The sequence below is a fragment of the Psychrobacillus sp. OK028 genome (genome assembly GCF_900103605.1).
Lineage (GTDB): Bacteria > Bacillota > Bacilli > Bacillales_A > Planococcaceae > Psychrobacillus.
The window spans coordinates 90,305-113,212 of record NZ_FNHY01000010.1 but is presented as its reverse complement, the minus strand read 5'-3'; the positions used below and the strand labels follow the sequence as shown (position 1 = coordinate 113,212).

22 protein-coding genes and 1 riboswitch are annotated in these 22,908 nt (G+C 36.4%); of the genes, 10 read left to right on the top strand and 12 right to left on the bottom strand.

Going from position 1 to position 22,908, the window contains the following annotated elements; genetic code table 11:
- Positions 1-969 carry a DUF2268 domain-containing putative Zn-dependent protease gene (locus BLR36_RS16375; protein ID WP_093062815.1) on the bottom strand — a complete coding sequence of 323 codons (969 nt, stop codon included), beginning with the start codon at positions 967-969 and terminating at the stop codon, positions 1-3.
- A gap of 582 nt (positions 970-1,551) precedes the next feature.
- Entirely contained in the window at positions 1,552-2,736 is a 1,185-nt protein-coding gene (locus tag BLR36_RS16365) for an MFS transporter (protein ID WP_093062813.1), read from the bottom strand.
- A gap of 393 nt (positions 2,737-3,129) precedes the next feature.
- Between BLR36_RS16365 and BLR36_RS16360 the strand changes: the two genes are divergently transcribed.
- The 3 genes from BLR36_RS16360 (at position 3,130) to BLR36_RS16350 (ending at position 7,178) form a co-directional block, all read left to right on the top strand.
- Complete coding sequence (locus BLR36_RS16360; RefSeq protein ID WP_093062812.1) at positions 3,130-3,315, top strand: SE1561 family protein; 186 nt, start codon at positions 3,130-3,132, stop codon at positions 3,313-3,315.
- A 278-nt stretch (positions 3,316-3,593) separates the two neighbouring features.
- Complete coding sequence (locus BLR36_RS16355; RefSeq protein WP_093062811.1) at positions 3,594-5,123, top strand: fumarate hydratase; 1,530 nt, start codon at positions 3,594-3,596, stop codon at positions 5,121-5,123.
- Positions 5,124-5,267: 144 nt separating this feature from the next.
- Positions 5,268-7,178, top strand: a complete 1,911-nt coding sequence (locus BLR36_RS16350) for a heavy metal translocating P-type ATPase (protein ID WP_093062810.1) — start codon at positions 5,268-5,270, stop codon at positions 7,176-7,178.
- A 19-nt stretch (positions 7,179-7,197) separates the two neighbouring features.
- Here BLR36_RS16350 and BLR36_RS16345 read toward each other — a convergent pair whose 3' ends face one another.
- Together BLR36_RS16345 and BLR36_RS16340 are read right to left on the bottom strand one after the other, a co-directional pair.
- Positions 7,198-8,166 (bottom strand): YihY/virulence factor BrkB family protein, encoded by a 969-nt coding sequence (locus tag BLR36_RS16345; RefSeq protein WP_093062809.1) that lies wholly within the window; start codon positions 8,164-8,166, stop codon positions 7,198-7,200.
- 26 nt (positions 8,167-8,192) lie between these two features.
- Positions 8,193-8,576, bottom strand: coding sequence for a hypothetical protein (locus BLR36_RS16340; protein WP_093062808.1), 384 nt, complete (start codon positions 8,574-8,576; stop codon positions 8,193-8,195).
- A 198-nt stretch (positions 8,577-8,774) separates the two neighbouring features.
- Between BLR36_RS16340 and BLR36_RS16335 the strand changes: the two genes are divergently transcribed.
- A complete protein-coding gene (locus tag BLR36_RS16335) occupies positions 8,775-10,133 on the top strand; it encodes an alanine/glycine:cation symporter family protein (RefSeq protein WP_093062807.1) in 1,359 nt (452 codons plus the stop codon).
- Positions 10,134-10,198: 65 nt separating this feature from the next.
- Positions 10,199-10,420, top strand: a complete 222-nt coding sequence (locus BLR36_RS16330; protein WP_093062806.1) for a DUF1128 domain-containing protein — start codon at positions 10,199-10,201, stop codon at positions 10,418-10,420.
- Positions 10,421-10,682: 262 nt separating this feature from the next.
- Here the strand turns inward: BLR36_RS16330 and BLR36_RS16325 are convergent, their stop codons facing one another.
- The 4 genes from BLR36_RS16325 to motA form a co-directional block, all read right to left on the bottom strand.
- Entirely contained in the window at positions 10,683-11,594 is a 912-nt protein-coding gene (locus BLR36_RS16325; protein ID WP_093062805.1) for a pseudouridine-5'-phosphate glycosidase, read from the bottom strand.
- The gene (locus BLR36_RS16320; RefSeq protein WP_093062804.1) at positions 11,591-12,691 is read right to left on the bottom strand and encodes a carbohydrate kinase; all 1,101 of its coding nucleotides are present in this window, start codon (positions 12,689-12,691) and stop codon (positions 11,591-11,593) included. The genes BLR36_RS16325 and BLR36_RS16320 overlap by 4 nt, the downstream gene beginning before the upstream one ends.
- Before the next feature lie 110 nt (positions 12,692-12,801).
- The gene (gene motB, locus BLR36_RS16315; RefSeq protein ID WP_093062803.1) at positions 12,802-13,575 is read right to left on the bottom strand and encodes a flagellar motor protein MotB; all 774 of its coding nucleotides are present in this window, start codon (positions 13,573-13,575) and stop codon (positions 12,802-12,804) included.
- Positions 13,559-14,362: a flagellar motor stator protein MotA gene (gene motA / locus BLR36_RS16310; protein WP_093062802.1), complete on the bottom strand. Its 804-nt coding sequence runs from the start codon at positions 14,360-14,362 to the stop codon at positions 13,559-13,561. The genes motB and motA overlap by 17 nt, the downstream gene beginning before the upstream one ends.
- Positions 14,363-14,553: 191 nt before the next feature.
- Between motA and BLR36_RS16305 the strand changes: the two genes are divergently transcribed.
- From BLR36_RS16305 to BLR36_RS16295, 4 genes are all read left to right on the top strand, one after another.
- Positions 14,554-15,786 carry an aminopeptidase gene (locus BLR36_RS16305; protein ID WP_093062801.1) on the top strand — a complete coding sequence of 411 codons (1,233 nt, stop codon included), beginning with the start codon at positions 14,554-14,556 and terminating at the stop codon, positions 15,784-15,786.
- 90 nt (positions 15,787-15,876) lie between these two features.
- A complete protein-coding gene (locus BLR36_RS19160; RefSeq protein ID WP_256371040.1) occupies positions 15,877-16,011 on the top strand; it encodes a hypothetical protein in 135 nt (44 codons plus the stop codon).
- Positions 16,012-16,265: 254 nt separating this feature from the next.
- Positions 16,266-17,273: a rod-share determining protein MreBH gene (gene mreBH / locus BLR36_RS16300; RefSeq protein WP_093062800.1), complete on the top strand. Its 1,008-nt coding sequence runs from the start codon at positions 16,266-16,268 to the stop codon at positions 17,271-17,273.
- A 116-nt stretch (positions 17,274-17,389) separates the two neighbouring features.
- The gene (locus BLR36_RS16295) at positions 17,390-17,959 is read left to right on the top strand and encodes a beta-class carbonic anhydrase (protein ID WP_093062799.1); all 570 of its coding nucleotides are present in this window, start codon (positions 17,390-17,392) and stop codon (positions 17,957-17,959) included.
- Positions 17,960-18,056: 97 nt separating this feature from the next.
- On the opposite strand, the gene BLR36_RS16290 is transcribed toward BLR36_RS16295, so the two are convergent.
- Positions 18,057-18,602 (bottom strand): GNAT family N-acetyltransferase, encoded by a 546-nt coding sequence (locus BLR36_RS16290; RefSeq protein ID WP_093062798.1) that lies wholly within the window; start codon positions 18,600-18,602, stop codon positions 18,057-18,059.
- A 6-nt stretch (positions 18,603-18,608) separates the two neighbouring features.
- On the bottom strand, positions 18,609-20,411 hold the full coding sequence (locus BLR36_RS16285; protein ID WP_093062797.1) for a M3 family oligoendopeptidase: 1,803 nt from the start codon (positions 20,409-20,411) through the stop codon (positions 18,609-18,611).
- Positions 20,412-20,566: 155 nt separating this feature from the next.
- On the opposite strand from BLR36_RS16285, the gene BLR36_RS16280 reads away from it, so the two are divergent.
- On the top strand, positions 20,567-21,295 hold the full coding sequence (locus tag BLR36_RS16280; RefSeq protein WP_093062796.1) for a hypothetical protein: 729 nt from the start codon (positions 20,567-20,569) through the stop codon (positions 21,293-21,295).
- A gap of 20 nt (positions 21,296-21,315) precedes the next feature.
- Here BLR36_RS16280 and map read toward each other — a convergent pair whose 3' ends face one another.
- Positions 21,316-22,065 carry a type I methionyl aminopeptidase gene (gene map / locus BLR36_RS16275; protein ID WP_093062795.1) on the bottom strand — a complete coding sequence of 250 codons (750 nt, stop codon included), beginning with the start codon at positions 22,063-22,065 and terminating at the stop codon, positions 21,316-21,318.
- A gap of 47 nt (positions 22,066-22,112) precedes the next feature.
- Positions 22,113-22,694: an energy-coupled thiamine transporter ThiT gene (thiT, locus tag BLR36_RS16270; RefSeq protein WP_093062794.1), complete on the bottom strand. Its 582-nt coding sequence runs from the start codon at positions 22,692-22,694 to the stop codon at positions 22,113-22,115.
- A 62-nt stretch (positions 22,695-22,756) separates the two neighbouring features.
- Positions 22,757-22,848: riboswitch (TPP riboswitch) on the bottom strand.
- Positions 22,849-22,908: the final 60 nt, after the last annotated feature.

The following is a 22,908-nucleotide window of genomic DNA, read 5'->3' as shown; positions in this document are numbered from 1 at the left end:
TTATTCTATTTCAGCTATCAAAATTTTACTTTTCTCCAAAAGTTCTTTTGCTGGTATTTTTGTCCACTCTTCCACCGTTATATTTGGATTGTTTGTACGAAATTCCTCCATAATTTGAAAACCAATTTTATACCGTGACCACACGGGTATCCCCTTCCACTGGTTTCCATTAAGAAAGTCTCCCGTGAGATCTGTGTTAGTCGAGTCTAAATTAGCACTGAAAATCTCCATTACTTTTTTATTTTCCTGATCTGTAAAAGGTTTCGTCCAAGGTGTATTTACTTTAGGATATAGCATGGTTGCGAAAGTATCCGCCTTTCCTTCCAGTACACTTTGTTCTAACAATGTATACCAACTACTACCTGCAATGTCCATATTAACAACATGGTGATACTCATGAGCAACTGTATATTGTAAATCTCCTTTTTGAAAAGAAGGCCCCACTAAAAGAACGACCGAGTTTTTATTCCAAGCGTATCCTGCAGTATTTCCCATATCTTCTCCGTACTGAAATATTTCAGGCGTTACAGGCATTATATGAATCTTTTTATCACCTCCTGGGAGCTTGTCGACAGATGTAGCCAATGCTTCCTTAATAAAAGTATTCAGTTCAACTTGCTTATCGATCAGGGTTTCGATAGTCTTCCTAAGTTCTTTTAAATCATTTGGAGTATAGAAAATATCCACATTAAAATCACTATAACTAAAACCATTGTCTTTAAAAGAACTCAGCACAGTTTCCCGATATATTTCTTCTGTATTCTCCGGTTGAGCTTCTGTTTGCTCTAAAAAATCTAGGAAAGGTTGATAATAGGTATAAATTTTAAATTCTTGTTCCCCATATTGATATACCTCTGGACTATCAATAACAGATATAGGTGGGTTTTTAATCTTTTCCGTATCATTGGAACAGCTAACTAACACTAAAAGTGTAGTTATTAAAAATACCAATTTAAAAGTTTTGTTCATGCTATTACCCCCTCAATTACTGACTTCATAAAATTAAATCTCTCGATATATACATATATAGCCATAACAAAAATAACAAAATAAATAGATGATACTAAAATAGCTGGATTTTTTTCTTTTTTTTCAAGCTGGCTAAAGAGATAAATAAACCATATGGCGAATACACTAATACCTGTCAGCCAGAGTCCTTTTAGAAATCTAATTTCATTATCTATCAATAGAACTTTTAAGGTAGTTTCATCCGTTTTTTCAATTTTAAACTGTTCAGATTGTGTAATATCCTTCTTCGTTAATATGAAGGATTGTTCATCACTAAAAAGATCAAGTTGATACCCTCCTGGATATAAATCTAAGGAATAGGTTACTATTCCAAAAGCTAAGATTAGAATGTAAACGAGTAATTTTTGATACTTCTGGATTAGAGTAATTTTTAAAATCCCTCCTTTACTATTTATTCAAAAATGTTTCTCCATGTAATACGTTAAATTAACAGAAAAGTTCCATTATTCACTAAAAAACACTAAGGTTAATCCGAATAGGAATAGCCTTAGTGTTTTTTATATAGCTTATTAAGAAGAATTATTATTTCATTACCAATCGACTTTTTTTCGCTGGATTGGAGATGAATATAACTATGGCCAATGAACCCAACAACAGAGAAATAAGTATTAAGAAACTTAGACCTTCAAATAGTTGAATAAAAAGACCACCTAAAAATGGTCCAGATAAACTTCCCATACTAAAGAAAATTCCGCATAGTAGATTGCCAGTTGGGAGTAGTTCTTTTGGTGTTAAATCGGTCATATATGATATGCCAAGCGAAAATGTAGAACCTACAAATGTACCTGCTATAAAAAACAAACTGCCGATAATGATTGCAGATGTCTCGAACATGCTGCCGATTCCAAATGTCACAGAACCTAATGCTAACGCGAAAATCAGCACTTTTCGTCTGCCAATGCGGTCACTTAATACCCCTAAAGGAAGCTGTGAAGCAACACCTCCGATAGAAAAGGCGGCTAGTATATAAGAAAGGTCAGTAACATCTAGCGCATTGCGTAGTGCATATACAGGATATATTGCATTTAGTGAGGATTCCAAAAAACCATAGCTAAAAGGTGGAATAAATGCTATCCAAGCAACAGTAAATGCTGCTCCAAAACGTTTCCATGTCCCTACCAAAGAAGCAGGACCACTAATAACTTCTGGCTTTTCATTCTTGATGAAAAACACAAGAACCCAAGCACATAAACAAAGAATACTCGAAATGATGAACGGTAAACCTTCAAAGACTTCTACCAACTGAACGAATAATGGTCCTACTGCAAAACCTACTCCAAACGACAATCCATAAATTGCTATATTTCTACCCAATCGATGCTGTGGAGAAAAACTAGTAATCCAAGTCTGAGTTGAAAAATGAAGAGCGTGATCACCAATTCCGATCAACAAGCGCAAAACAAACCAAAATGCTACACTTTTCCATAAAGGAAATAGCATTAATGACACAATTACAAGTAGACCACCTACTATAATAATCGGCTTATATCCAAATTTTCGTAAAGGTGGTTCCATAAAAGGGGATATTAATAACGTACCTATGTATAATCCAGTTGCACTTAATCCATTTAATGTTGCACTAACCCCATCCTGTTCAAAGATAACTGATATTAAAGGAAGTAGCATCCCTTGTGAAAATCCTGATATAGAAACAATAATAACTAGAATTTTAAACCGTCTTTTTTCTTCCATTGTAAATTCTTGCATAACAATACCTCATTTTGTCTAAACTAAATAGCTAATAGCTTTAGTTTAGCAGACAACTTGGTTCGTTTATAGATTATTTTGCTCAACAAAAGGCTCAGCCGATATCTCTGTAAGATAATGACTGAGCCTTTACACATAATTACTATTCTTTTGTATATTCATAACTGCATTTTCGGCCTATCTGCCGGTGAAATGTCTTAACACCCTCTTTCTAAATATTAGAATGATCGACTATTCACTACGGCCTCCCTTCTATGTACCATTAAAGATACTTTATCATATACACAGAATATTGTAAAGATTGTAAATAAACAAATCATTAAATTAACTCTTTAGACCTATCTTTTCTTTACAATTTGTTTTATCCTATAAATATAAGTGAGGTGTTTTTCTGTGGGTAAACATATTTCAAATCCAGAACAACAAGTATCCTATTTGAAAGATCGACTACAGATGTTTTTAGAAGTTTTAGACACAATCGAGCCAGAAACAACAGAACTTGAAGATATAGACCGTCTGATTCAAATGATGGATGATCTAGAGTTAAAAATGGAGCAATTTAAAAACACAAATGAATAATCGAGCAGTTCGGAATGATTTCATTCCGAACTTTTTTTATTTGTGGACGGATTGTGGGCTCGGGTGTATAGGGGTCTCGCTCGGGCGTATAGCTCTTGCACTCGAGTGGATACGCCTGCTTCTTGAGCGTTCGATTATCTTGTTACGAAAACAATGAATTTCTAGGGCTTATGCTGTATCTTAAGTATTTATTCCCTCAGCGACTCTTTTTTTCAAGCTAATATAATAGTATACTTGTAATGTTTGTTACCTACGTATATAAAAGGAGCGTTTACATCATGCAATTGGAGCAATTAGAAAAAAGTATTTATGATTTGATTACTGAAACTTCTACAAATTTACCGAAGGACGTTCGTCGTGCGATCAAAAAAGCAAAAGCGGCAGAAAATGCTGGTACGCGTGCTGCGATGAGTCTAGATACAATCACAAATAACATTCAAATGGCAGATGATAATGTGTCTCCAATTTGCCAAGATACCGGTTTACCAACGTTTAAGATTAAAACACCAATTGGCGTAAACCAATTAGAAATTAAAGCTGCCATCAAACGGGCTATTGCTACAGCTACAAAGGATGCAAAGCTTCGTCCTAATGCAGTCGACTCTTTAACAGGCTCGAACAGTGGAGATAACTTAGGGGATGGACTTCCTGTTGTGAAGTTTGAGCAATGGGAAAATGACTATATTGAAATGAAGCTAATTTTAAAAGGTGGCGGCTGTGAAAACAAAAATATCCAATATAGCCTTCCAACCGAATTAGAGGGATTAGGTCGTGCAGGGCGTGACTTAGATGGTATTCGTAAATGTATTTTACATTCTGTTTATCAAGCACAGGGACAAGGCTGTTCAGCTGGATTCATCGGAGTAGGAATTGGTGGCGACCGTTCTTCTGGCTATGATTTAGCAAAAGAACAATTATTCCGTCATGTCGAAGATACAAATCCAAATCCTGATTTAGCAAAATTAGAGCAATATATAGTAGAAAAAGCTAACACACTTGGTATCGGAACTATGGGCTTCGGTGGTGAAGCTACTTTACTTGGTTGTAAAATTGGCGTAATGCACCGCATCCCTGCAAGTTTCTACGTTTCTGTTGCTTATAACTGTTGGGCTTACCGTCGAATGGCAATCAATATCAACCCAACTACTGGGGAAATTATTGAATGGCATTACCAAGATGGAGAGAAAATAGAGTTTAAGGATCAATCAACAGATGAAGCTCCCAAAAAAGTTGTTGAATTACAAGCTCCTATTACAGAAGAACAAATTCGCAATCTAAAAGTAGGGGATGTCGTATCGATCACAGGTCGTATGTATACTGGCCGCGACGCAATACATCATCACTTAATGAGCCATGATGCACCAGTTGATTTAAATGGACAAATTATTTATCACTGTGGTCCAGTAATGCAAAAAGATGAAGCAGGAAACTGGCATGTACGTGCTGCAGGTCCAACTACTTCTATACGCGAAGAGCCTTACCAAGGGGATATTATGAAAAAATTTGGTATCCGTGCAGTTATCGGTAAAGGTGGAATGGGTCCAAAAACGCTTGCTGCTCTTTCTGAACATGGCGGTGTTTACTTAAATGCTATCGGCGGTGCTGCTCAGTATTATGCAGATTGCATTAAAGGCGTTGAAGGTGTGGATTTGATGGAATTTGGTATTCCAGAGGCAATGTGGCATCTTCGTGTAGAGAATTTCACTGCCGTTGTAACAATGGATTCTCATGGAAATAGCCTACATGCAGACGTTGACAAATCTTCACTAGAAAAGCTGTCTGCTTATAAAGAAAAAGTTTTTAATTAATGGTATTAGTTGACTTATCATTATCCCTAAATTATAATAATTATAAAGTAGTAATGATTGTAAAATGGATTTCCAATTGGAGGTCCATTTTCTTCATTTATTCGGAATATTAATATTGAAATTCATTCTCAAGGAGGTTTTTATATGACAAAGATTACTGAAAAGAAATCCCCCCCTCCGTTTTTTACAGGCTTAATGAGCAATGGAGAATTAGTAGCTGCCCTCTTTTCCGGTATCCTAATCCTCATTGCCTGGTTTTTAGGCAATGCACAGATGGAAACTGCATCTATCATTTTCTATTTACTAGCTTTTGTTATTGGCGGATATGCCAAGGCTAAAGAAGGTCTAGTAGAAACGGTTAAAGAAAAAGAGTTAAATGTTGAATTGTTGATGATATTAGCTGCAATTGGCTCTTCCATCATCGGTTATTGGACAGAAGGTGCAATCCTTATATTTATATTCGCCGTCAGTGGTGCTCTAGAAACATACACGATGAATAAAAGTAAAAAGGAAATTTCTGCTCTTATGGAGCTTCAGCCAGACGAGGCTTTACGGTTGAACAGTGATGGCACTACGTCGCGTGTCTCAGTGAGTATCCTAATTGTAGGTAATCAGCTAGTCGTTAAACCGGGCGAACGGATTCCAGCGGACGGCAAAATAATAAATGGCACGACTGCAATAGATGAATCTGCTATTAGTGGTGAGTCAATTCCTGTAACGAAGCAGGTAAATGATGAACTCTTTGCAGGAACCGTTAATATGAGCGGTGCTATTACGATGGAAATGACAAAGGCAAACAAGGACTCGCTGTTTCAAAAGATTATTAATCTCGTTCAAACAGCTCAGGACGAAAAGTCACCTGCTCAGCAGTTTATTGAACGCTTTGAAAGTACGTATGTGAAAATTGTATTAATTACGGTAGCATTCATGCTGTTCCTTCCTCACTTTTTACTTGGTTGGGACTGGAACACTACATTCTATCGTGCGATGGTTTTGTTGGTAGTGGCATCACCATGTGCTCTTGTAGCATCCATTATGCCTGCCACTTTAGCAGCAATTTCAAACGGAGCTAAAGTTGGCATATTATTTAAAGGTGGAGTACATTTAGAAAACATCAGCGAGATGAAAGCAATCGCTTTAGACAAAACAGGAACATTAACAAACGGTAAACCGATCGTTACAGATTTTTTAGTTAGATCAGATTTAGATAGAACAGAAACTTTAAAGAAACTCGCTACTATCGAAGGGCAATCTAATCACCCTCTTGCACAGGCAATTACAGCTTTTGCAAAGAAAGAAGGTGTAGAAAATCTCCCTCTAATCCATATTGAAGATAAACCAGGATTTGGAATACAGGCAGCCATTGATGGAGAAACAGTATTAGTAGGAAAACCAGATTTTGTTGATAAAAATGATGCATTTAACTTCCATAACGGAATTGCTTCATCCCTTACCGAAGAAGGAAAAACAGTTATCTTTATGCGGGATGCTAAAGGAATTGCGGCTGTCGCTGCATTAAAGGATACAGTCCGTGAAGAGGCAAAAGCCGCAATCAAACAGCTCCAATCGTTGGGTATTAAAACAGTAATGCTAACTGGTGACAATGAAAAGACCGCAAGTGTTATTGCTAAAGAGGCTGGAATCGATCAATATATTGCGGAGTGCTTACCAGAAACGAAAGTTATGCATATGAAAGAATTACTAAAAGAACATCAATTCGTTGGAATGGTTGGTGATGGCATTAATGATGCTCCCGCACTAGCAACAGCAACAACAGGTTTTGCAATGGGAGAAGGAACAGATGTCGCTTTAGAGACAGCTGATATCGTTCTGATGAAAAATGATTTGTCGAAAATTGCGTATGCAGTAAAAATGTCGCGTAAAATGCGTCGTATCGTTAAACAGAATATCGTATTTTCCATATCGGTGATTGCATTTTTAATTGTCTCCAATTTCCTTCAAGTAGTCGACCTACCTTTAGGAGTAATCGGGCATGAAGGTAGTACTATATTAGTCATCCTAAATGGCTTGCGAATGCTGAATAGAAATATATAAAGAAACAGAAGGACTGCGATTAGGCATGTCCTTCTGTTTCTTTTTTCTCTAATGCTATTTTACGTTCCTGCATCACTGCATTTATTTGACCACCAACCAACAAGATGATACCGGAAATATACAACCATAACATTAATACGATAATTCCTCCGATACTTCCATATGTCGAAGAATAGTTAGCAAAATTACTAACATAGAAGGAGAATCCTAATGATACGATAATCCAACCAAATGCTGCAAAAGCAGCTCCTGGGAGTACACTTCTCAAGAAAAGCTTTTTATTGGGTACAATCCAGTATAAGGCGATTAATACAATAAACATGATTAACGGACTAATCGTCCATCTCAAACTATTCCAAAGTTTCACAAAGCCTTCTTCAAAACCAAAGTAAGAAAATAGTATTGTTCCAATTTGCTGACCGAACACAGGTAAAACTAACGCAACCATAAATAACAAAATCATTAGTAATGTAAACACGATGGACAAAAGACGGACGATAAAAAATGGTCTAGTTTCTTCGATCTCGTATGACCGGTTTAACGACTTTACAATTGCATTCATCCCATTTGAAGCAGACCAAATCGTACCAATAATCCCGATGGATAGTAACCCACCATTCTTATTTACTAATACCTCAGATAATGTGTCTTTAATAAGAATATATACCTCCAGTGGAGCATAATTTTCTAAGAGACGGAAGACTTGTGCCTCGTCTATGTTTAAGTACGGCAACAAAGTTATGATGAAGATTAATAATGGAAAAAGCGATAGTAGGAAGAAATAGGCTAATTGAGCTGCAAAACCTGCAATATCCGTTTGTTGAATATGTAGTATTAAATGCTTTATGTAACCTGACCATGTAGTAAGATCATGGTCTTCTTCCTTCTTCTCTTTCTTCCTTACATTAAGAAATTTTAGTTTTTCATACCAGCTGTTTTTTGAGGATGAAGTTTTTTTATTATCTTTTATGGCATGGAATTCTTTCACTCCATCCTCTCCTTTCTGAACAGTGATTACTTTTTTGGTTCAAAAATACTTTTTTCTTCCTTTTCAGGAACTACGATTGATTTGTACTCCTCTTTTGACTGAGAGAACGCATCTTTTGTATCTGTTAATAATGTTTTGACTTGAGGTGTGATTTCCTTTGCCTCATTCACTTTTTCAGTTAGATACATGGCATCAGATGAAAACTGATCATAAACAGATTTCCATTTTGTTATTTGATGCTCGATATTTGTTTTTAATTCTTCACGATTCTTACTGTAATATTGAATTTCATTTCTGATGTATCTTGATTTATTCATAACTGAATCTCTCGTCTTTCTATCGAGCATTGTTAACGCTCCACCAACCACTGCACCACATATAATACCTTTTACAAATTTATTTTCACTCATCCAAATTACCTCCAAGTTCAACTATATAGATGTTTTAATTATACCCTCACTAAAATAGAATCAAACAATATTTTAGTTATAAAAAATTTGTCTTGACTAACACTCAGAATTTTACGAATATTGTATTTAAGGAAAATAATTTGAAAGGATGATAGATTCTTATTCGACAATAGACAAAAAACTTGGGGGTAATGGTCGATGGAAAAATTGAATGAGTTTTTAGGTTCTGTTTCAACATTTTTATGGGGTATCCCACTTCTAGTATTAATAGTAGGTACAGGAATTTATTTGACAGTGCGTTTAGGAGTTTTACAATTACGCTTGTTACCTGCTGCGTTAAAGCAAGTTTTCTCAAAGAATCATGATAAGTCTGCGGAAGGAGATATCTCACAATTCCAGGCTTTGACGACAGCATTAGCTGCCACAGTTGGAACTGGTAACATTGTTGGTGTAGCTACTGCAGTAGTTTTGGGAGGTCCCGGGGCAGTATTTTGGATGTGGGTTTCTGCATTCTTCGGAATGGCAACAAAGTATGGAGAAGCTGTACTAGCTGTCAAGTATCGTGTGAAAGATGCAAACGGTGAAATGGCCGGCGGACCTATGTACTATTTAGAGCATGGTTTAAAACAAAAATGGTTAGCAGTATTATTTGCCATTTTCGGTGCAATTGCAGCATTCGGTATTGGTAACGGAACACAGTCTAATTCGGTTGCTGGGGTAGTTAATGCAACTTTCGGGATTGAAACATGGATAACAGGGATTGTACTTACTGTTTTTGCTGCATTAGTTATTTTAGGTGGTATTAAATCTATCGGTAAGGTGACAGCAGTTTTTGTGCCTGTCATGGCAATCTTCTATGTAGCTGCAGGATTAATAGTAATGATTATGAACGTTACAGCTATTCCTGAAGCATTTGTTACGATTTTCAAAATGGCATTTTCAGGTGAAGCAGCTGCAGGTGGTGCAATTGGGGCTGCAATTAGATATGGTATTGCTCGTGGAGTATTCTCCAATGAAGCTGGTTTAGGTTCTGCTCCTATTGCTGCAGCTGCAGCAAAAACGGATCTTGCAGGTCGCCAAGGACTTATCTCTATGACACAGGTATTCTTTGATACATTTATCATCTGTTCGATTACTGGTATTACAATCGTTATGTCTGGAATTTATACAGATAAAACTTTAGCAGCAAATGAACTGACAACAGGTGCATTTGGTCACTTCTTAGGTGACTTTGGACCAATTGTAGTAGCAATTGGATTGATATTCTTTGCTTCTTCAACGATTATCGGTTGGGCTTATTATGGGGAGAAATGTTTCCAGTATTTATTCAAAAATCCTTCCCTTCTAATTGTTTACCGTATTGCGTTTGTAATAATGGTATTTATCGGATCTGTAATTTCACTAGATTTAATCTGGACTTTCTCTGATATTACGAATGCATTAATGGCTATTCCTAACTTAATCGGTCTTCTCGGACTTTCTGGTGTGATTATTTATGAAACGAAGAAAATTCAAGAGAAGTTAAAAGAAGAAAAAGAGGCTGAAAAATCTATTTAGTGTTTGACAATATGAGCGTAGCGTGAAATGATTAATTCTAATGTAGGAAAGGCAGGTTACAACGGATGAATCTATCACAACCCTCAGCAGAAAATGTAACGTATATGATTGAAACTATTAAAGAGAAGCTTCGTATGGTTAATGTAGATGCGATGAGATCTGAGGATTTCAATGCAACTCAATATGAAGATCTTGTTTACTTATACGAAATGGTTAAAAAACGTGACTCTTTTAGTCCAAGTGAAATGCAAGCAATTGCATCGGAGCTAGGAAACTTAAGAAAATAATAATGAATAAAGGTTGACCATGAGCTTTTCATGGTCAACTTTTTTTGATGAAATACTTAAATGTTCCTTGTCCATTATGTTCATGTAACTTGAAAGAATGGATAATAATACTGATTTCCGTTTCAGGTGGTACAAAAGCTAAGAGCGCCACATCGTGCGGCAGCGCACATCCGTTTAGAAAAGTAAAACTAGTCTATAAATGACCTCTATATAAAAAAAGGCTATCTATTGTCATCATACTGACAATAGATAGCCTTTACTATTATAGATTATTTAATGCAACGGCAATTTTAGATCCAACTCGAGCATTATTATATACAAGTTCGATATTAGCTTCTAACGATTTACCTTCTGTCAGCTCTTTTACTTTTCCTAGTAAGAATGGTGTTACGTCTTTTCCTTTAATGCCATTTTGTTCAGCTTCCTGCAGTGCAGATTGGATAATGTTATTAATATAAGAATCCTCCAATGAGTGCTCTGTAGGTATAGGATTTGCAATTACTGCTCCACCATTTAAACCAAGCTCCCATTTAGCTTTTAGCATTTCTGCCACTTCATTTTCATTGTTTAAGCGGAAGTTTGCACTGAATTCACTTGTAGTTGTATAAAACGCTGGGAACGCATCTGTTTGATAGCCTACTACTGGAACGCCCTTCGTTTCTAAGTATTCTAATGTAAGTCCGATATCTAAGATAGATTTTGCACCTGCACAAACTACTGCAACATTTGTATTTGCTAGTTCTTCTAAATCAGCTGAAATGTCCATTGTCGTTTCTGCGCCTCTGTGCACACCGCCAATTCCACCAGTAACAAATAGTTTGATGCCTGCCATTTCAGCACAAATCATCGTAGTAGCTACCGTAGTTGCACCAATTTCTTTGGAAGATACAACATAAGCAAGATCTCTTCTAGATGTTTTTCTAGCATCCTTGCTTGTTCCCAAAGTTTCTAATTCTTCATCGGATAAACCAATTTTAATCTTCCCATCCATAATAGCAATTGTTGCTGGTATTGCACCATTGTCACGTACAATTTGTTCTACTTTTCTAGCTGTTTCCACATTTTGTGGGTATGGCATACCATGAGAGATAATCGTCGATTCTAACGCCACGATGGCCTTCCCTTCTTGCATTCCTTTTGCTACTTCTTCTGAATAAGTGATGTATTGTTTCATTTTGTATTTTCCTCCATCTCGGTAGTTAAATTATTTTTAGAAAGCTCAGTTCGTACAGTATCACTTGAACGAATAGTTTTACTTGCATTCATCATACCTGTTTGTATGGTTGTTGGAATATCCTCACCATTCAACCAAGAATATAAAGTAGCGGAAACAAATGCGTCCCCTGCACCAGTTACATCAATCACGTCTTCTACTTGTATTGCTGGGAAATAGGACGTTCCCATGTCACTGCCTGCATACATTATGCCCTCACTACCCCAGGTTATAACTACATGTGAAATACCTTTTTGCACAAATAGCCTTGTTGCTTCTTCCCAAGACTCTTTATCTTTGATACTCACACCTAAATACGTTTCTGCTTCATCTTTATTGGCGATTAACCATTCAATCCCCTCTAATGATTCAGGCATTCTATCCATTTTTGGAGAAGACACAGGTATTAAAGCCATTGGTATATTATGTCCTATCGAAACAGTTCGGATATATTCAATTACTTCTTTCGAGCAATTCATATCTATAATGATCAACTGAGCATTCGTCAGATGAGATTCTTGTTTTTTTAAATATTCTACAGTCAACTGTTCATAGATATCCATATTCGCTAAAGCTAGAAGCATCTCTCCGCTTGAATCTAGCACGGCTGAATATGTTCCTGTTGTGTAGTTTGGGAGCTTTTCAATAGAAAATAAATTCATCCAATTACTCGACGCCTTTTCAATAGCTTCATATTCCATATCGGTTCCAACAACAGATAACAAACGTACAGTATGTCCTAATCTACCTAAGTTTTCTGCAATATTCCTTGCTACACCGCCTACACTTTGTAAACTTGATGTAGGATTAGAGGTGCCCATTTGGAGCTTATTATTTAACGTATATTTTCTGTCCACATTCGCTCCGCCAATGCAGATGATTTCTTTGTTCTCGGGTAAAATATATGCCCTTCCAGTGATGTATCCACTTTTAATTAATTGGGAAATTATATTAGCAACGGCTGGTCTAGACATTTTTAGTTCATTTGCGATTTCCATTTGAGTTGCATATGGATTTTCTCTTAAGTACTTTAATATACTAGTTTCTTTAGCATTCAATTTGCTTACACCTCCTCATTACCTTGAACTTTTGTTTTAATTATAAACTTTTGTTTTAAAAAGTCAAATAAAAAACTGACAACCATTGAATTAGTTGTCAGTCTTTATTATTACTCGGGTTGATCGTTTAATGTACCATCTTCTAAAACAAGTGGTTGAATTAGTACCTCAACTCGTCTGTTTTTTGCTCGATCTGCTGGGGTATCATTCGAAGCTACAGGTCTAAATTCACCGTAACCTTTTGCACTAAAATATAACGGATCAATCGTATTATTTCCTGCTAATATTTTCAGGAAGTTCACTGAACGCATAACACTTAACTCCCAATTGGAAGAATACTCACTACTAGAGATTGGGATATTATCAGTATGACCAGTTATTACTACATTTCTTGGAGGATCAAACACAAGTAAATCGGCGATATCTTCAGCTATTTGACGATACTCTCCTTTTACTTCTGCCTCTCCAGTATCGAATAATATACTGTCTCTTATCGTTACTAGTAATCCTTCGTCTGTTAATTTAGTTAGGAATTGTTTTTCGAGCGCATTTACTGCTATATATTCGTCCACACTGTCTTGAATTTCTGCAAGCGCTTGTTGATCTTCCATATATGCAGTGCTCTCCCCCTCTTCGCCCTGACCTGAATCGTTAGGAGCATCTGGCATCTCAACAGGAGATGGCTGATCAAAAATACCAGTTCCTCCATTAAGGACTTCGTTGAATGCTTGAGACATTTTTTCCAATTTTTGTTGGTCTACGGAACTCGTTGCAAATAATACTATAAATAATGCTAACAATAAGGTCAAAACATCGGAATATGGAAGTAGCCATGCTTCACTTACTTCCTCTTCATGCTTATGTTTTTTATGCTTCTTTGCCAAGGTCTGCCTCCCCACTTTCATCTAATACTTTTTTACGTTCTGACATAGATAAGTAGGAAGCCAGTTTTTGTTCAATAACTCGTGGAGCATCTCCTTCTAATACTGAAAGTATACCTTCTAGCATCATTGTCTTTTGTCTAATTTCTTGCTTAGATTTACGTTTTAATTTATTTGCAAATGGATGCCATAATACATACCCAGTGAAGATACCTAAAAGAGTAGCTACAAAGGCTGCAGAAATAGCATGAGCTAGTTTATCAATATCATTCATATCACTTAAGGCAGCTATTAACCCTACTACAGCTCCAAGTACACCAAGTGTTGGAGCATATGTACCCGCTTGAGTAAAAATTTGAGCACCACCAGAATGTCTTTCCTCTAATGCCTCAATTTCCTCTGTTAATACATCTCGAATATAGTCTGCATTTTGCCCATCAATCGCTAACGTAAGACCATTTTTTAAAAAAGGGTCTTCTACATCAGTTGTTCTACTTTCAAGCGCCAATAATCCTTCTCTTCTTGCTAAATCTGCCAAGCTTGAGAACATTTTAATAACTTCCACGTCAGGAACAAGTTTTGCTTCTTTAAAAATAACCCCAAATAACTTAGGTACTCTTTTTAACTCGTTCATTGGGAACCCAATAACTATTGTAGCAATTGTACCGAAAATTATTATTAAGATTGCTGCAGGATTTAATAATGCACTCAATGTAACACCCTTTAACACCATCCCGACTACTAATGATACAAAACCTATTATTAAACCAAAAATTGTAGACTTATCCATTCAACTTCCCCCACATTCTATTTCTGTACTTTATTTCGGCTATAATAAGATTTTTTTAATAAATTTCTACCAAATGATTTAATAAAGTATCCGAATTATGAACAAAATTTAACTTTTATACTACTTTGAATATTGATAAGACTAGCTCATTACTGATAATATGGAACTAATAATAGAAAGGAAGTATCCCAATGACATCATTCCATACAAAATTAGAAAACTATGCTGCACTTGCTGTAGAGGTAGGAGTAAATATTCAACCTGGTCAAAATTTATTTATCGCTGCTTCCATTGATAGCGTTGAGTTAGTTCGTTTAATAACAAAGAAAGCTTACCTTGCTGGAGCTAAACAAGTATTTGTAGATTTTGCAGATGATGAAATCACGCGCTTACGCTATGAACTTGCACCTGCTGACTCATTCGAATTTTTCCCTTCCTGGAAGGCTCAGGAAAAAGAGTTATTAGCTGAAGGCGGCGCTGCTTTTATAAGCGTTGTTAGCCAAAGCCCAGACCTATTAAAAGGAATGGACCCTACTAGAATTTCTGCGTTCCAAAAAGCTGCCGGTCAAGCTTTAAACAAATATCGCCAGTATGTTCAATCGGATAAAATTAGTTGGTCTGTAATTGCATCTCCATCTAAAGATTGGGCTAAGAAAGTGTTCCCTGAATTATCCGAGGAAGAACAAGTGCCAGCACTTTGGGAGGCAATTTTCCAAGCAGTTCGTGCTGATGTGCCAAATCCAACAGAAGCTTGGATCGAACACGATAACCTATTACACACAAAGGTAGATTATCTGAACGAAAAAAATTATCATAAGCTTCATTACACTGCTCCTGGAACGGACTTAACGATTGAATTACCAAAAGGACATTTATGGTGTGGGGCTGGTAGCACAAACGAAAAAGGATTTTCTTTCATGGCTAACATGCCAACAGAAGAAGTATTCTCTGTGCCATTAAAAACTGGTGTAAACGGCTATGTAGCGAGCACTAAACCTTTAAGCTATGGCGGGAATATTATTGATAACTTCACAATCACATTTGAAAATGGACGTATCGTTAAAGTGGAAGCGGAGCAAGGACAAGAAGTTTTAGAAAACTTAGTTGCAACGGACGAAGGCTCTCATTATCTTGGCGAAGTAGCACTTGTACCACATGACTCACCAATTTCTAACTCGAATCTATTATTTTACAACACATTATTTGACGAAAATGCTTCTAATCACTTAGCAATTGGTAGTGCATATGCTTTTTGTTTAGAAGGCGGCAAGAAAATGACTCGAGAAGAACTAGCTGAAAACGGGTTAAACGAAAGTATAACGCATGTAGATTTCATGATCGGTTCTGATAAAATGAATATCGATGGTATTAAAGAAGACGGAACTTCAGAGCCAATATTCCGTAATGGAAATTGGGCATTTTAATAGTTAACGGAAATTCTATATATTACTAGTTACTATTATTTCAAATTTGCGTTATAATGAATACAAACAAGACTAGTGAGGTGTTTTATAATGGCTTTATTCACAGTTACAGTACTTGGATTTTCTGGTGCATTGGGTATCGTTGGATTTACAATTTTACACTATTTTGGAAAAGCGATGAATTCAAAAGATTCAACTACAGTTGATCCAAAACCTCTTTCATAATTCACAAAACAACCGTCGAGCATTTGGACGGTTGTTTTTTATATGTTATCTCTTCTCTTTTTCTTTTCAATTTTACTACAATACTATTACATCTAGATGACAAACTGTTACTATCCACTCATTTTCACCCTTCCATCCATACCAAATATCCTAAACTCTGTTGAAACATATGTAAATTTCCATTATGTTACAAATGGCAAGCTGCCATTTATCTATTATAATTACTAAGTACGATTGGAATAGGAGGAAGACAAATGTTTTCAAACTCACATATTGGAATAGATTTAGGTACCGCAAATACATTAGTTTATACAAAAGGCAAGGGATTACTTATAAATGAGCCTACAGTAGTAGCAGTAAATACAAAAACACGCGAAATTGTAGCTTTTGGAGAAGAAGCTAAAAAAATGATCGGCAAAACACCAACATCTATCGAGGTAATACGTCCATTAAAGGATGGAGTAATTGCCGATTTTGATATTACCACACAATTATTAAAACTTATTATGCAAAAAGCAGGAAAAAAACTCGGTACTTCATTGAGAAAACCAACTGTCATCGTATGTACACCATCTGGTGCAACGTCTGTTGAACGAAGAGCGATTCAGGATGCAGTGAGACATAGTGGAGCTAAAGATGTTCAGCTAATGGAAGAACCCGTTGCTGCTGCAATCGGTGCAGGTCTTCCTGTTGACGAGCCCGTAGCTAGTATGATTGTTGATATAGGTGGGGGCACTACTGAAGTGGGGATTATTTCTTTCGGTGGAGTAGTAGCTTCTAATACCGTTAAGGCTGCTGGTGATCGCATGGATGAGGCTATTATTCACTTTGTCCGAAAAGAGTATAATGTCATAATCGGCGAACCAACAGCTGAGATTATTAAAATGACAATAGGACATGCTTTAGTGCCTCATGCAGTTGAACAAATGCAAGTAACTGGACGAGATGTGGTGACTGGATTACCAAAGACAATTCATCTATCTTCTACTCAAATTCAAGGTGTACTTACTGAATCTCTCGAAACTATTTTAGAAGCTATTCGTGCAACATTGGAAACCTGTCCTCCTGAGCTTGCAGGTGATATAGTTGACCATGGAGTGATTTTAACTGGTGGCGGAGCGTTATTAAAAGACATTTCTGAGTGGTTGACTTCAGTCATCGAAGTACCAGTTCATATTGCCCCAGAACCTTTACAATCGGTAGCAATCGGAACAGGAAAAGCTTTTTTTATATCGGACCGAAAACAAAAACTAGCAAAATAATGTAAATTTAATATGTAAGTAATTGACAATGCTTTTTTTAACAGATTCAAGGGTTAAATAAAGCATTTCTCTTTCATTTCCTTTAAAATATAATTAGAACATAAAGGAGGAATACGATGCCAAGCTTACAAGAGATTTTAAAATACAATGAATACTTTGTAGAAAATAAACTTTATGAACCATTTTTGACGACTAAATTTCCAAACAAGCGTATAGTTATCTTAACATGCATGGATACACGTTTAACGGAGATGCTTCCAAAATCCATGAATTTTAAAAATGGTGATGTTAAAATTGTGAAAAGTGCCGGAGCAGTCATCAACCATCCATTTGGTGGAATTATGCGTAGTCTGATTGTAGCTGTTTATGAGCTACAGGCCGATGAAATATACGTAATTGGTCATCATGATTGTGGAATGAGTGGAATTGAAACGGACAAAATTGTGGATAAGATGATCTCTCGTGGCGTACACCCTCGCGTATTAGATGTATTAAGCAATGCAGGTGTAGACATAGAAAAATGGTTAGAAGGTTTTTCAAACGTAGAATCTAGTGTATTACATAGTGTAGATATGATTAGAAATCATCCTCTCATGCTTCCAGATATTCCAGTGCATGGACTAATTATTGATCCAGAAACTGGTCGTCTAGATTTAGTAACTGACGGTAATATCGACAAAAAATAATTTATTTCCCGGGAAATCGACAGGAAGAAAAAAAACGAGGCTATTCATTGTTACTGAATAGCCTCGTTGTTATTTTATCAAGCATACTCTTACTCTTTCATTGTTCCTCAGTTAAAGCTGCATAAATAAAATGATCCTGCCATATCCCATTAATATAGAGCAGTTTTCGTAATAATCCCTCTTGCATAAACCCATTTTTTTCTAACACTTTGATAGAACCATTATTTTGTGGTGATACATATGCTTCAATACGATTTAATTGGACATGCTCAAATCCAAACATTTTTACTAGGTGCACTGCTTCGGAAGCAATTCCTTTTCCGACATAAAATTCATCCATAGAATATCCAATTAGCCCACTTGAAAAAGGCATTCTTTTGATACTATATAGCGATACATTACCAATCATTCGATCTGTGAAATGCTCGAAAATACCGAAGCTAAACTCTCTTTTTTCCTTCGATAGCATAAGAGATTCTCGAATCTTCTCACGTTGCACAGAAGTCGTATAATAGTCATCACGATGTAACGGTTCATAGACGGACCAATACATCTTATTGCGATATGTTAGATCAGCTAGGGCTGGTGCATCCTTCGTATTTAATGTTCGTATATAGCATGTATCCCCTTCTAGATAAATCAAGCACCTTCACCCTTTTACATTAGTTAATTGGATAAATTCGTTCACATCCTGAATACAAAGGTCAATTCCTTTTATCCAAAATGCTTCTTGAGTAATGTCTTCATTTAAATGCTTCATCGCTAAATCTTCTACTGACATTACTGCTGTATCTTGTAATAGCGCAATATATTTTTCCTCAAAGTTAGCACCTTCGCTTATAGCTTTTGCATAAATGCTTAAAGAGAATAAGTAACCAAATGTATATGGGAAGTTGTAAAATGGAACTTCTGTTATATAGAAATGTAGTTTCGATGCCCAAAAGTGTGGGTGTGTCGTGTCTAAAGCATCTCCATATGCCTCCTGTTGAGCTGCTTCCATTAAATCATTTAATCTAGTAGCAGAAACGATTCCTTTTTTACGTTCCTCATAGAATCTAGTTTCAAATAAAAACCGAGCATGGATATTCATGAAAAATGCTACACTACGTTGGATTTTGTCCTCCAGTAAAGCAATTTTTTCGTCAGCCGTTTTTGCTTCTTTTACTGCTGCGTCTGCTACAATCATTTCAGCAAATGTAGAGGCAGTTTCAGCTACACCCATTGCATATTGGCGATTCATCCAGTGTACCGGTCTTAAAGCATATGAATGGAAGGCATGACCTAATTCATGCGCTAAGGTAGAAACATTCGACATCGATCCACTATATGTCATAAAAATACGCGATTCCTGTGATACAGGCATACCTGTACAAAAGCCTCCTGGACGTTTGTTTGGACGATCTTCTGCTTCAATCCAACCCTTTTCAAATGCATTTCTTGAAAATGATTCTAATTTTGAACCGAATTCTTTAAAGTGCTTTAAAATAAACTCGGCACCTTGCTGATAATCCATTTTCTGAGTAGAAGCGCTAACTGGTGCATCTAAGTCGTACCAATGCATTTGCTTTTCGCCTAGCATTGCCGATTTTTTATTTAAGTATTCGACGAAGGGAGCCTTATTCTTGGATATCGCCCCCCACATTGCATGAAGTGTTTCTTCTTTCATGCGATTAATATGTAGAGGCTCCTCTAAAACGGAATTCCACCCTCTTTTTTCATAAATTGCAAGACGGAAGCCTGCTATATGATTCAATGTTTTCGCAAAGAACTCTTCTTTTTCTGTCCAAGCAGCTTCTAATGCATCAAATGACTCTTTACGAATCAGTGCATCCTCATGGGAGCTAAGATTATTTGCTTGACCAACCGACAGTTCTTTTTCTTCCCCGTCTATTGTGAGTTTAATGCGAATATCGCCTACCAATAAATCATAAAGCTGTCCCCAGGAATGATAACCATCTACTCCAAGTGTCGTAATAATGTCTTCCTCTTTTTCAGAAAGCATTCTCTTTGCTTCATCTCTCCATTCATTCAACACAAAGGCAAATGGAGAAAGCTCAGCTGTTTGCAGTAGCTCCACCCACACTGATTCCTCTGTTTTGCTTAGCACTTGTTGAATCGTTAGCATTTGAGAAGAAAGCTTAGCATATAGCGATCCTACCTCTCCTTGTAATAACGCTGCCTGTTTATCCGTTGTATCCTGGGCTAAAAAACAACCTATTACTGCTCCTCCTTCTGATAAATTGGTAGCTATATCTTTTAGCTCATTAATTGTTTGCTCGATTTTAGCGACGTCTGCAATAGATGTCGGCGACTCAAGTTTTTTTAGTTTAGCTTCAAAGCTGCTCAGTTTTCCTTTTACTTCATCCAAATGGCTTCTTAGGGATGGTGAGCTACTTCCCCCATCAAAAAAGCGATCCAGATCCCAGACAACCGGATAAGTTTGTTCAATCATCTAAATATTCCTCCTATATTGAAAATTGTTTTAGAATTCTAGTATATCATGTTTTCTATTGCAGATTGTTCGATTTTCGTCACATAACATTCAAAATCTAATTGGTTGTAGCATTATTTCAAAGGTATACTTATTAATTAGAAGGAGGCAGCTGAATGTTTAAAATAATCCTCTTAATGGTATTTTTCATCTCTACTGTAATCGTAAAATTATTATCTACTTTTCTTCCTATAAATGATCAAACTAGTGGCGAGATTTTCAAAAGACTTCCCGTATTTTTCACTCCTGCAAATTATGTATTTTATATATGGATAGCTATTTTTGCATCATTAGCATGGTGGATTTGGAATATGGCGAAGGATTATAAATCCTTCCGTCCCATACCCTCAAAGCGCATTCTATTATTTGGAGTAGCCTCTATTTTATATATTTTGTGTGTATATAGTTGGCATTATGAGCATTTTTTATATACTTTTGTTACGCTTACACTTTTACTTGGGTGTTTGTTCACCTTGTATTTAACCTATTCTTTAGATGATATAAATAGAAAGAATCGTTTACCAATCTCATTCTTTTTAAGTTGGATATTTATCAGTTTCTTCATAAATCTATCTTATCTCCTAACGTTTTATGAATTTGATGGATTTGGAATGACAAAATCGCTTTGGGGAGTTATTTTCTTAACTATTGCAACAGCCATAGCTCTTCATTTTCGTTATCATTATTCTGACCGTCTTATGTCCGCAGTATTTATCTGGACTTTCATTGGAGTAGCAATTCTCCATAACTTCAACCAACTACTTCTAACCGCAGCATCTCTATTTTTGAGCTGTGTGCTGATTGTAGGTATATTATTTATAAAAAAAACGCCTTCGAAAAAGTAAAATTTCGAAGGCGTTTTATTTTAATCTAATTTAGTTAATAAAATAGGAGCACCTTTTGTCACAACAATTGTATGCTCAATTTGTGCTACTAACGATTTATCTGGAGTTACAAATGTCCAGCCATCTCCTGACTCCACAATATGATCTGCTTTTTCAGAAATAAACGGTTCGACTGCTAAAACCATTCCCTCTTTTAATATGGTCGGATCCCAAGCATCATAATAATTCAAAACATGCTGAGGAGCTTCATGTAGAGATTTCCCAATACCATGTCCAGTTAGGTTCATAATAACATGTAAGCCATTATCCTTAGCTTCTCTAGCTACTGCTTTTCCAATTTGGTTCAATCGAGAGCCGGCTTTAACCTTCAACATAGCACGGTTAAACGCACTCTCTGCCACTGCACATAACTTTTCTTTCTCTTCATAACCCTCGCCTACAACAAAAGAAATGCCAGTATCTGCAAAATAGCCGTCAAGTGATCCAGAAACATCTATATTGACTATATCGCCATCTTTAATAACACGAGAGCCTGGCATCCCATGAGCTACTTCTTCATTTACACTAATACATGTATATCCTGGAAAATCATATTCACCCATTGGACCTGAAATGGCACCATGCTCTTTAAAAAGCTTCCCACCGATTTCGTCCAGTTCTTTCGTTGTAATACCAGGTTTAGTAGAGGCCCTCATCACATCACGAATTTCTGCAACAATACGCCCTATTTTTTTTAATGCGACTAACTCTTCGTCAGTTTGTACAATCATCTTAACAAGATCCCTTCTTCACTAAATGTATTCTAATCATATCATATTTAGTGAGAATTCGGCAGTGCAAGGCGCGGAGCTTTAACAAATAAAACGGAACAAATAAAAGAGGCTAACAAAAATACAGGTATCATATAAGTAGAATTATAGACTAACGAATACAAGATTGGATTTTTATCACCAGCAAATTCTCCGAAAAATAGTATACCTGATGCCACATGGGCTAAGTAGCGAAGGAAAGCAGCGATAAGTGCACCAAGGACTACAGCTTTAATCATTTTCGTTTTGTCTTTTTGTTCATAAGCTTGTATAAATGCTGGTCTTAGAATGCCAGCGAATCCTGCAACCATAAATGCGATAAAATAATCTATTGCTACCTGTGCAATAACAATTTCAAATGATAATGGTGCAGCGTAAAAACGACCTGTTACCACTTGTAGCACGCCTATTAAAAATCCAGTAGCTATCCCAGCTGCAATACCACGACGAAAAGCCATTAAAATAACTGGTACAAGAACAAATGTTACTGATCCACCTTGCGGCATTCCAAAGCCAATCATATCTAGCACATATCCTAACGCTGCAAATATAGCAATTTCCATTAATATTAATACTCGTTGATTTTTCATGACAATCCCCTTTTTTGACCACAAAAAAACGACCCCGGGATAGACCCAGACATCGCGCGATTGTCAGTTTCCATCCACATCCCTACGCAAGTATTAACTTACAGGTTCGAAGGGTACTATCTCAGCCGCATAAGCGGCGCCCCTTGTGGTTTGAATTATTAAGTTCGAATTCATTGTAGCCCAATAAAATGACTAATGCAACCTTCTTTTATAC

What these genes read in the sequence shown, in the direction of transcription:
- BLR36_RS16335 (WP_093062807.1), top strand. Translation starts at nt 8,775, where the DNA reads ATGGAAAAATTGAATGAGTTTTTAGGTTCTGTTTCAACATTTTTATGG.
- BLR36_RS16325 (WP_093062805.1), bottom strand. Translation starts at nt 11,594, where the DNA reads ATGAAACAATACATCACTTATTCAGAAGAAGTAGCAAAAGGAATGCAA.
- BLR36_RS16330 (WP_093062806.1), top strand. Translation starts at nt 10,199, where the DNA reads ATGAATCTATCACAACCCTCAGCAGAAAATGTAACGTATATGATTGAA.
- BLR36_RS16340 (WP_093062808.1), bottom strand. Translation starts at nt 8,576, where the DNA reads ATGAGTGAAAATAAATTTGTAAAAGGTATTATATGTGGTGCAGTGGTT.
- mreBH (WP_093062800.1), top strand. Translation starts at nt 16,266, where the DNA reads ATGTTTTCAAACTCACATATTGGAATAGATTTAGGTACCGCAAATACA.
- BLR36_RS19160 (WP_256371040.1), top strand. Translation starts at nt 15,877, where the DNA reads ATGGCTTTATTCACAGTTACAGTACTTGGATTTTCTGGTGCATTGGGT.
- BLR36_RS16305 (WP_093062801.1), top strand. Translation starts at nt 14,554, where the DNA reads ATGACATCATTCCATACAAAATTAGAAAACTATGCTGCACTTGCTGTA.
- BLR36_RS16280 (WP_093062796.1), top strand. Translation starts at nt 20,567, where the DNA reads ATGTTTAAAATAATCCTCTTAATGGTATTTTTCATCTCTACTGTAATC.
- motA (WP_093062802.1), bottom strand. Translation starts at nt 14,362, where the DNA reads ATGGATAAGTCTACAATTTTTGGTTTAATAATAGGTTTTGTATCATTA.
- BLR36_RS16365 (WP_093062813.1), bottom strand. Translation starts at nt 2,736, where the DNA reads ATGCAAGAATTTACAATGGAAGAAAAAAGACGGTTTAAAATTCTAGTT.
- BLR36_RS16285 (WP_093062797.1), bottom strand. Translation starts at nt 20,411, where the DNA reads ATGATTGAACAAACTTATCCGGTTGTCTGGGATCTGGATCGCTTTTTT.
- BLR36_RS16295 (WP_093062799.1), top strand. Translation starts at nt 17,390, where the DNA reads ATGCCAAGCTTACAAGAGATTTTAAAATACAATGAATACTTTGTAGAA.
- BLR36_RS16375 (WP_093062815.1), bottom strand. Translation starts at nt 969, where the DNA reads ATGAACAAAACTTTTAAATTGGTATTTTTAATAACTACACTTTTAGTG.
- map (WP_093062795.1), bottom strand. Translation starts at nt 22,065, where the DNA reads ATGATTGTACAAACTGACGAAGAGTTAGTCGCATTAAAAAAAATAGGG.
- BLR36_RS16350 (WP_093062810.1), top strand. Translation starts at nt 5,268, where the DNA reads ATGACAAAGATTACTGAAAAGAAATCCCCCCCTCCGTTTTTTACAGGC.
- BLR36_RS16355 (WP_093062811.1), top strand. Translation starts at nt 3,594, where the DNA reads ATGCAATTGGAGCAATTAGAAAAAAGTATTTATGATTTGATTACTGAA.
- thiT (WP_093062794.1), bottom strand. Translation starts at nt 22,694, where the DNA reads ATGAAAAATCAACGAGTATTAATATTAATGGAAATTGCTATATTTGCA.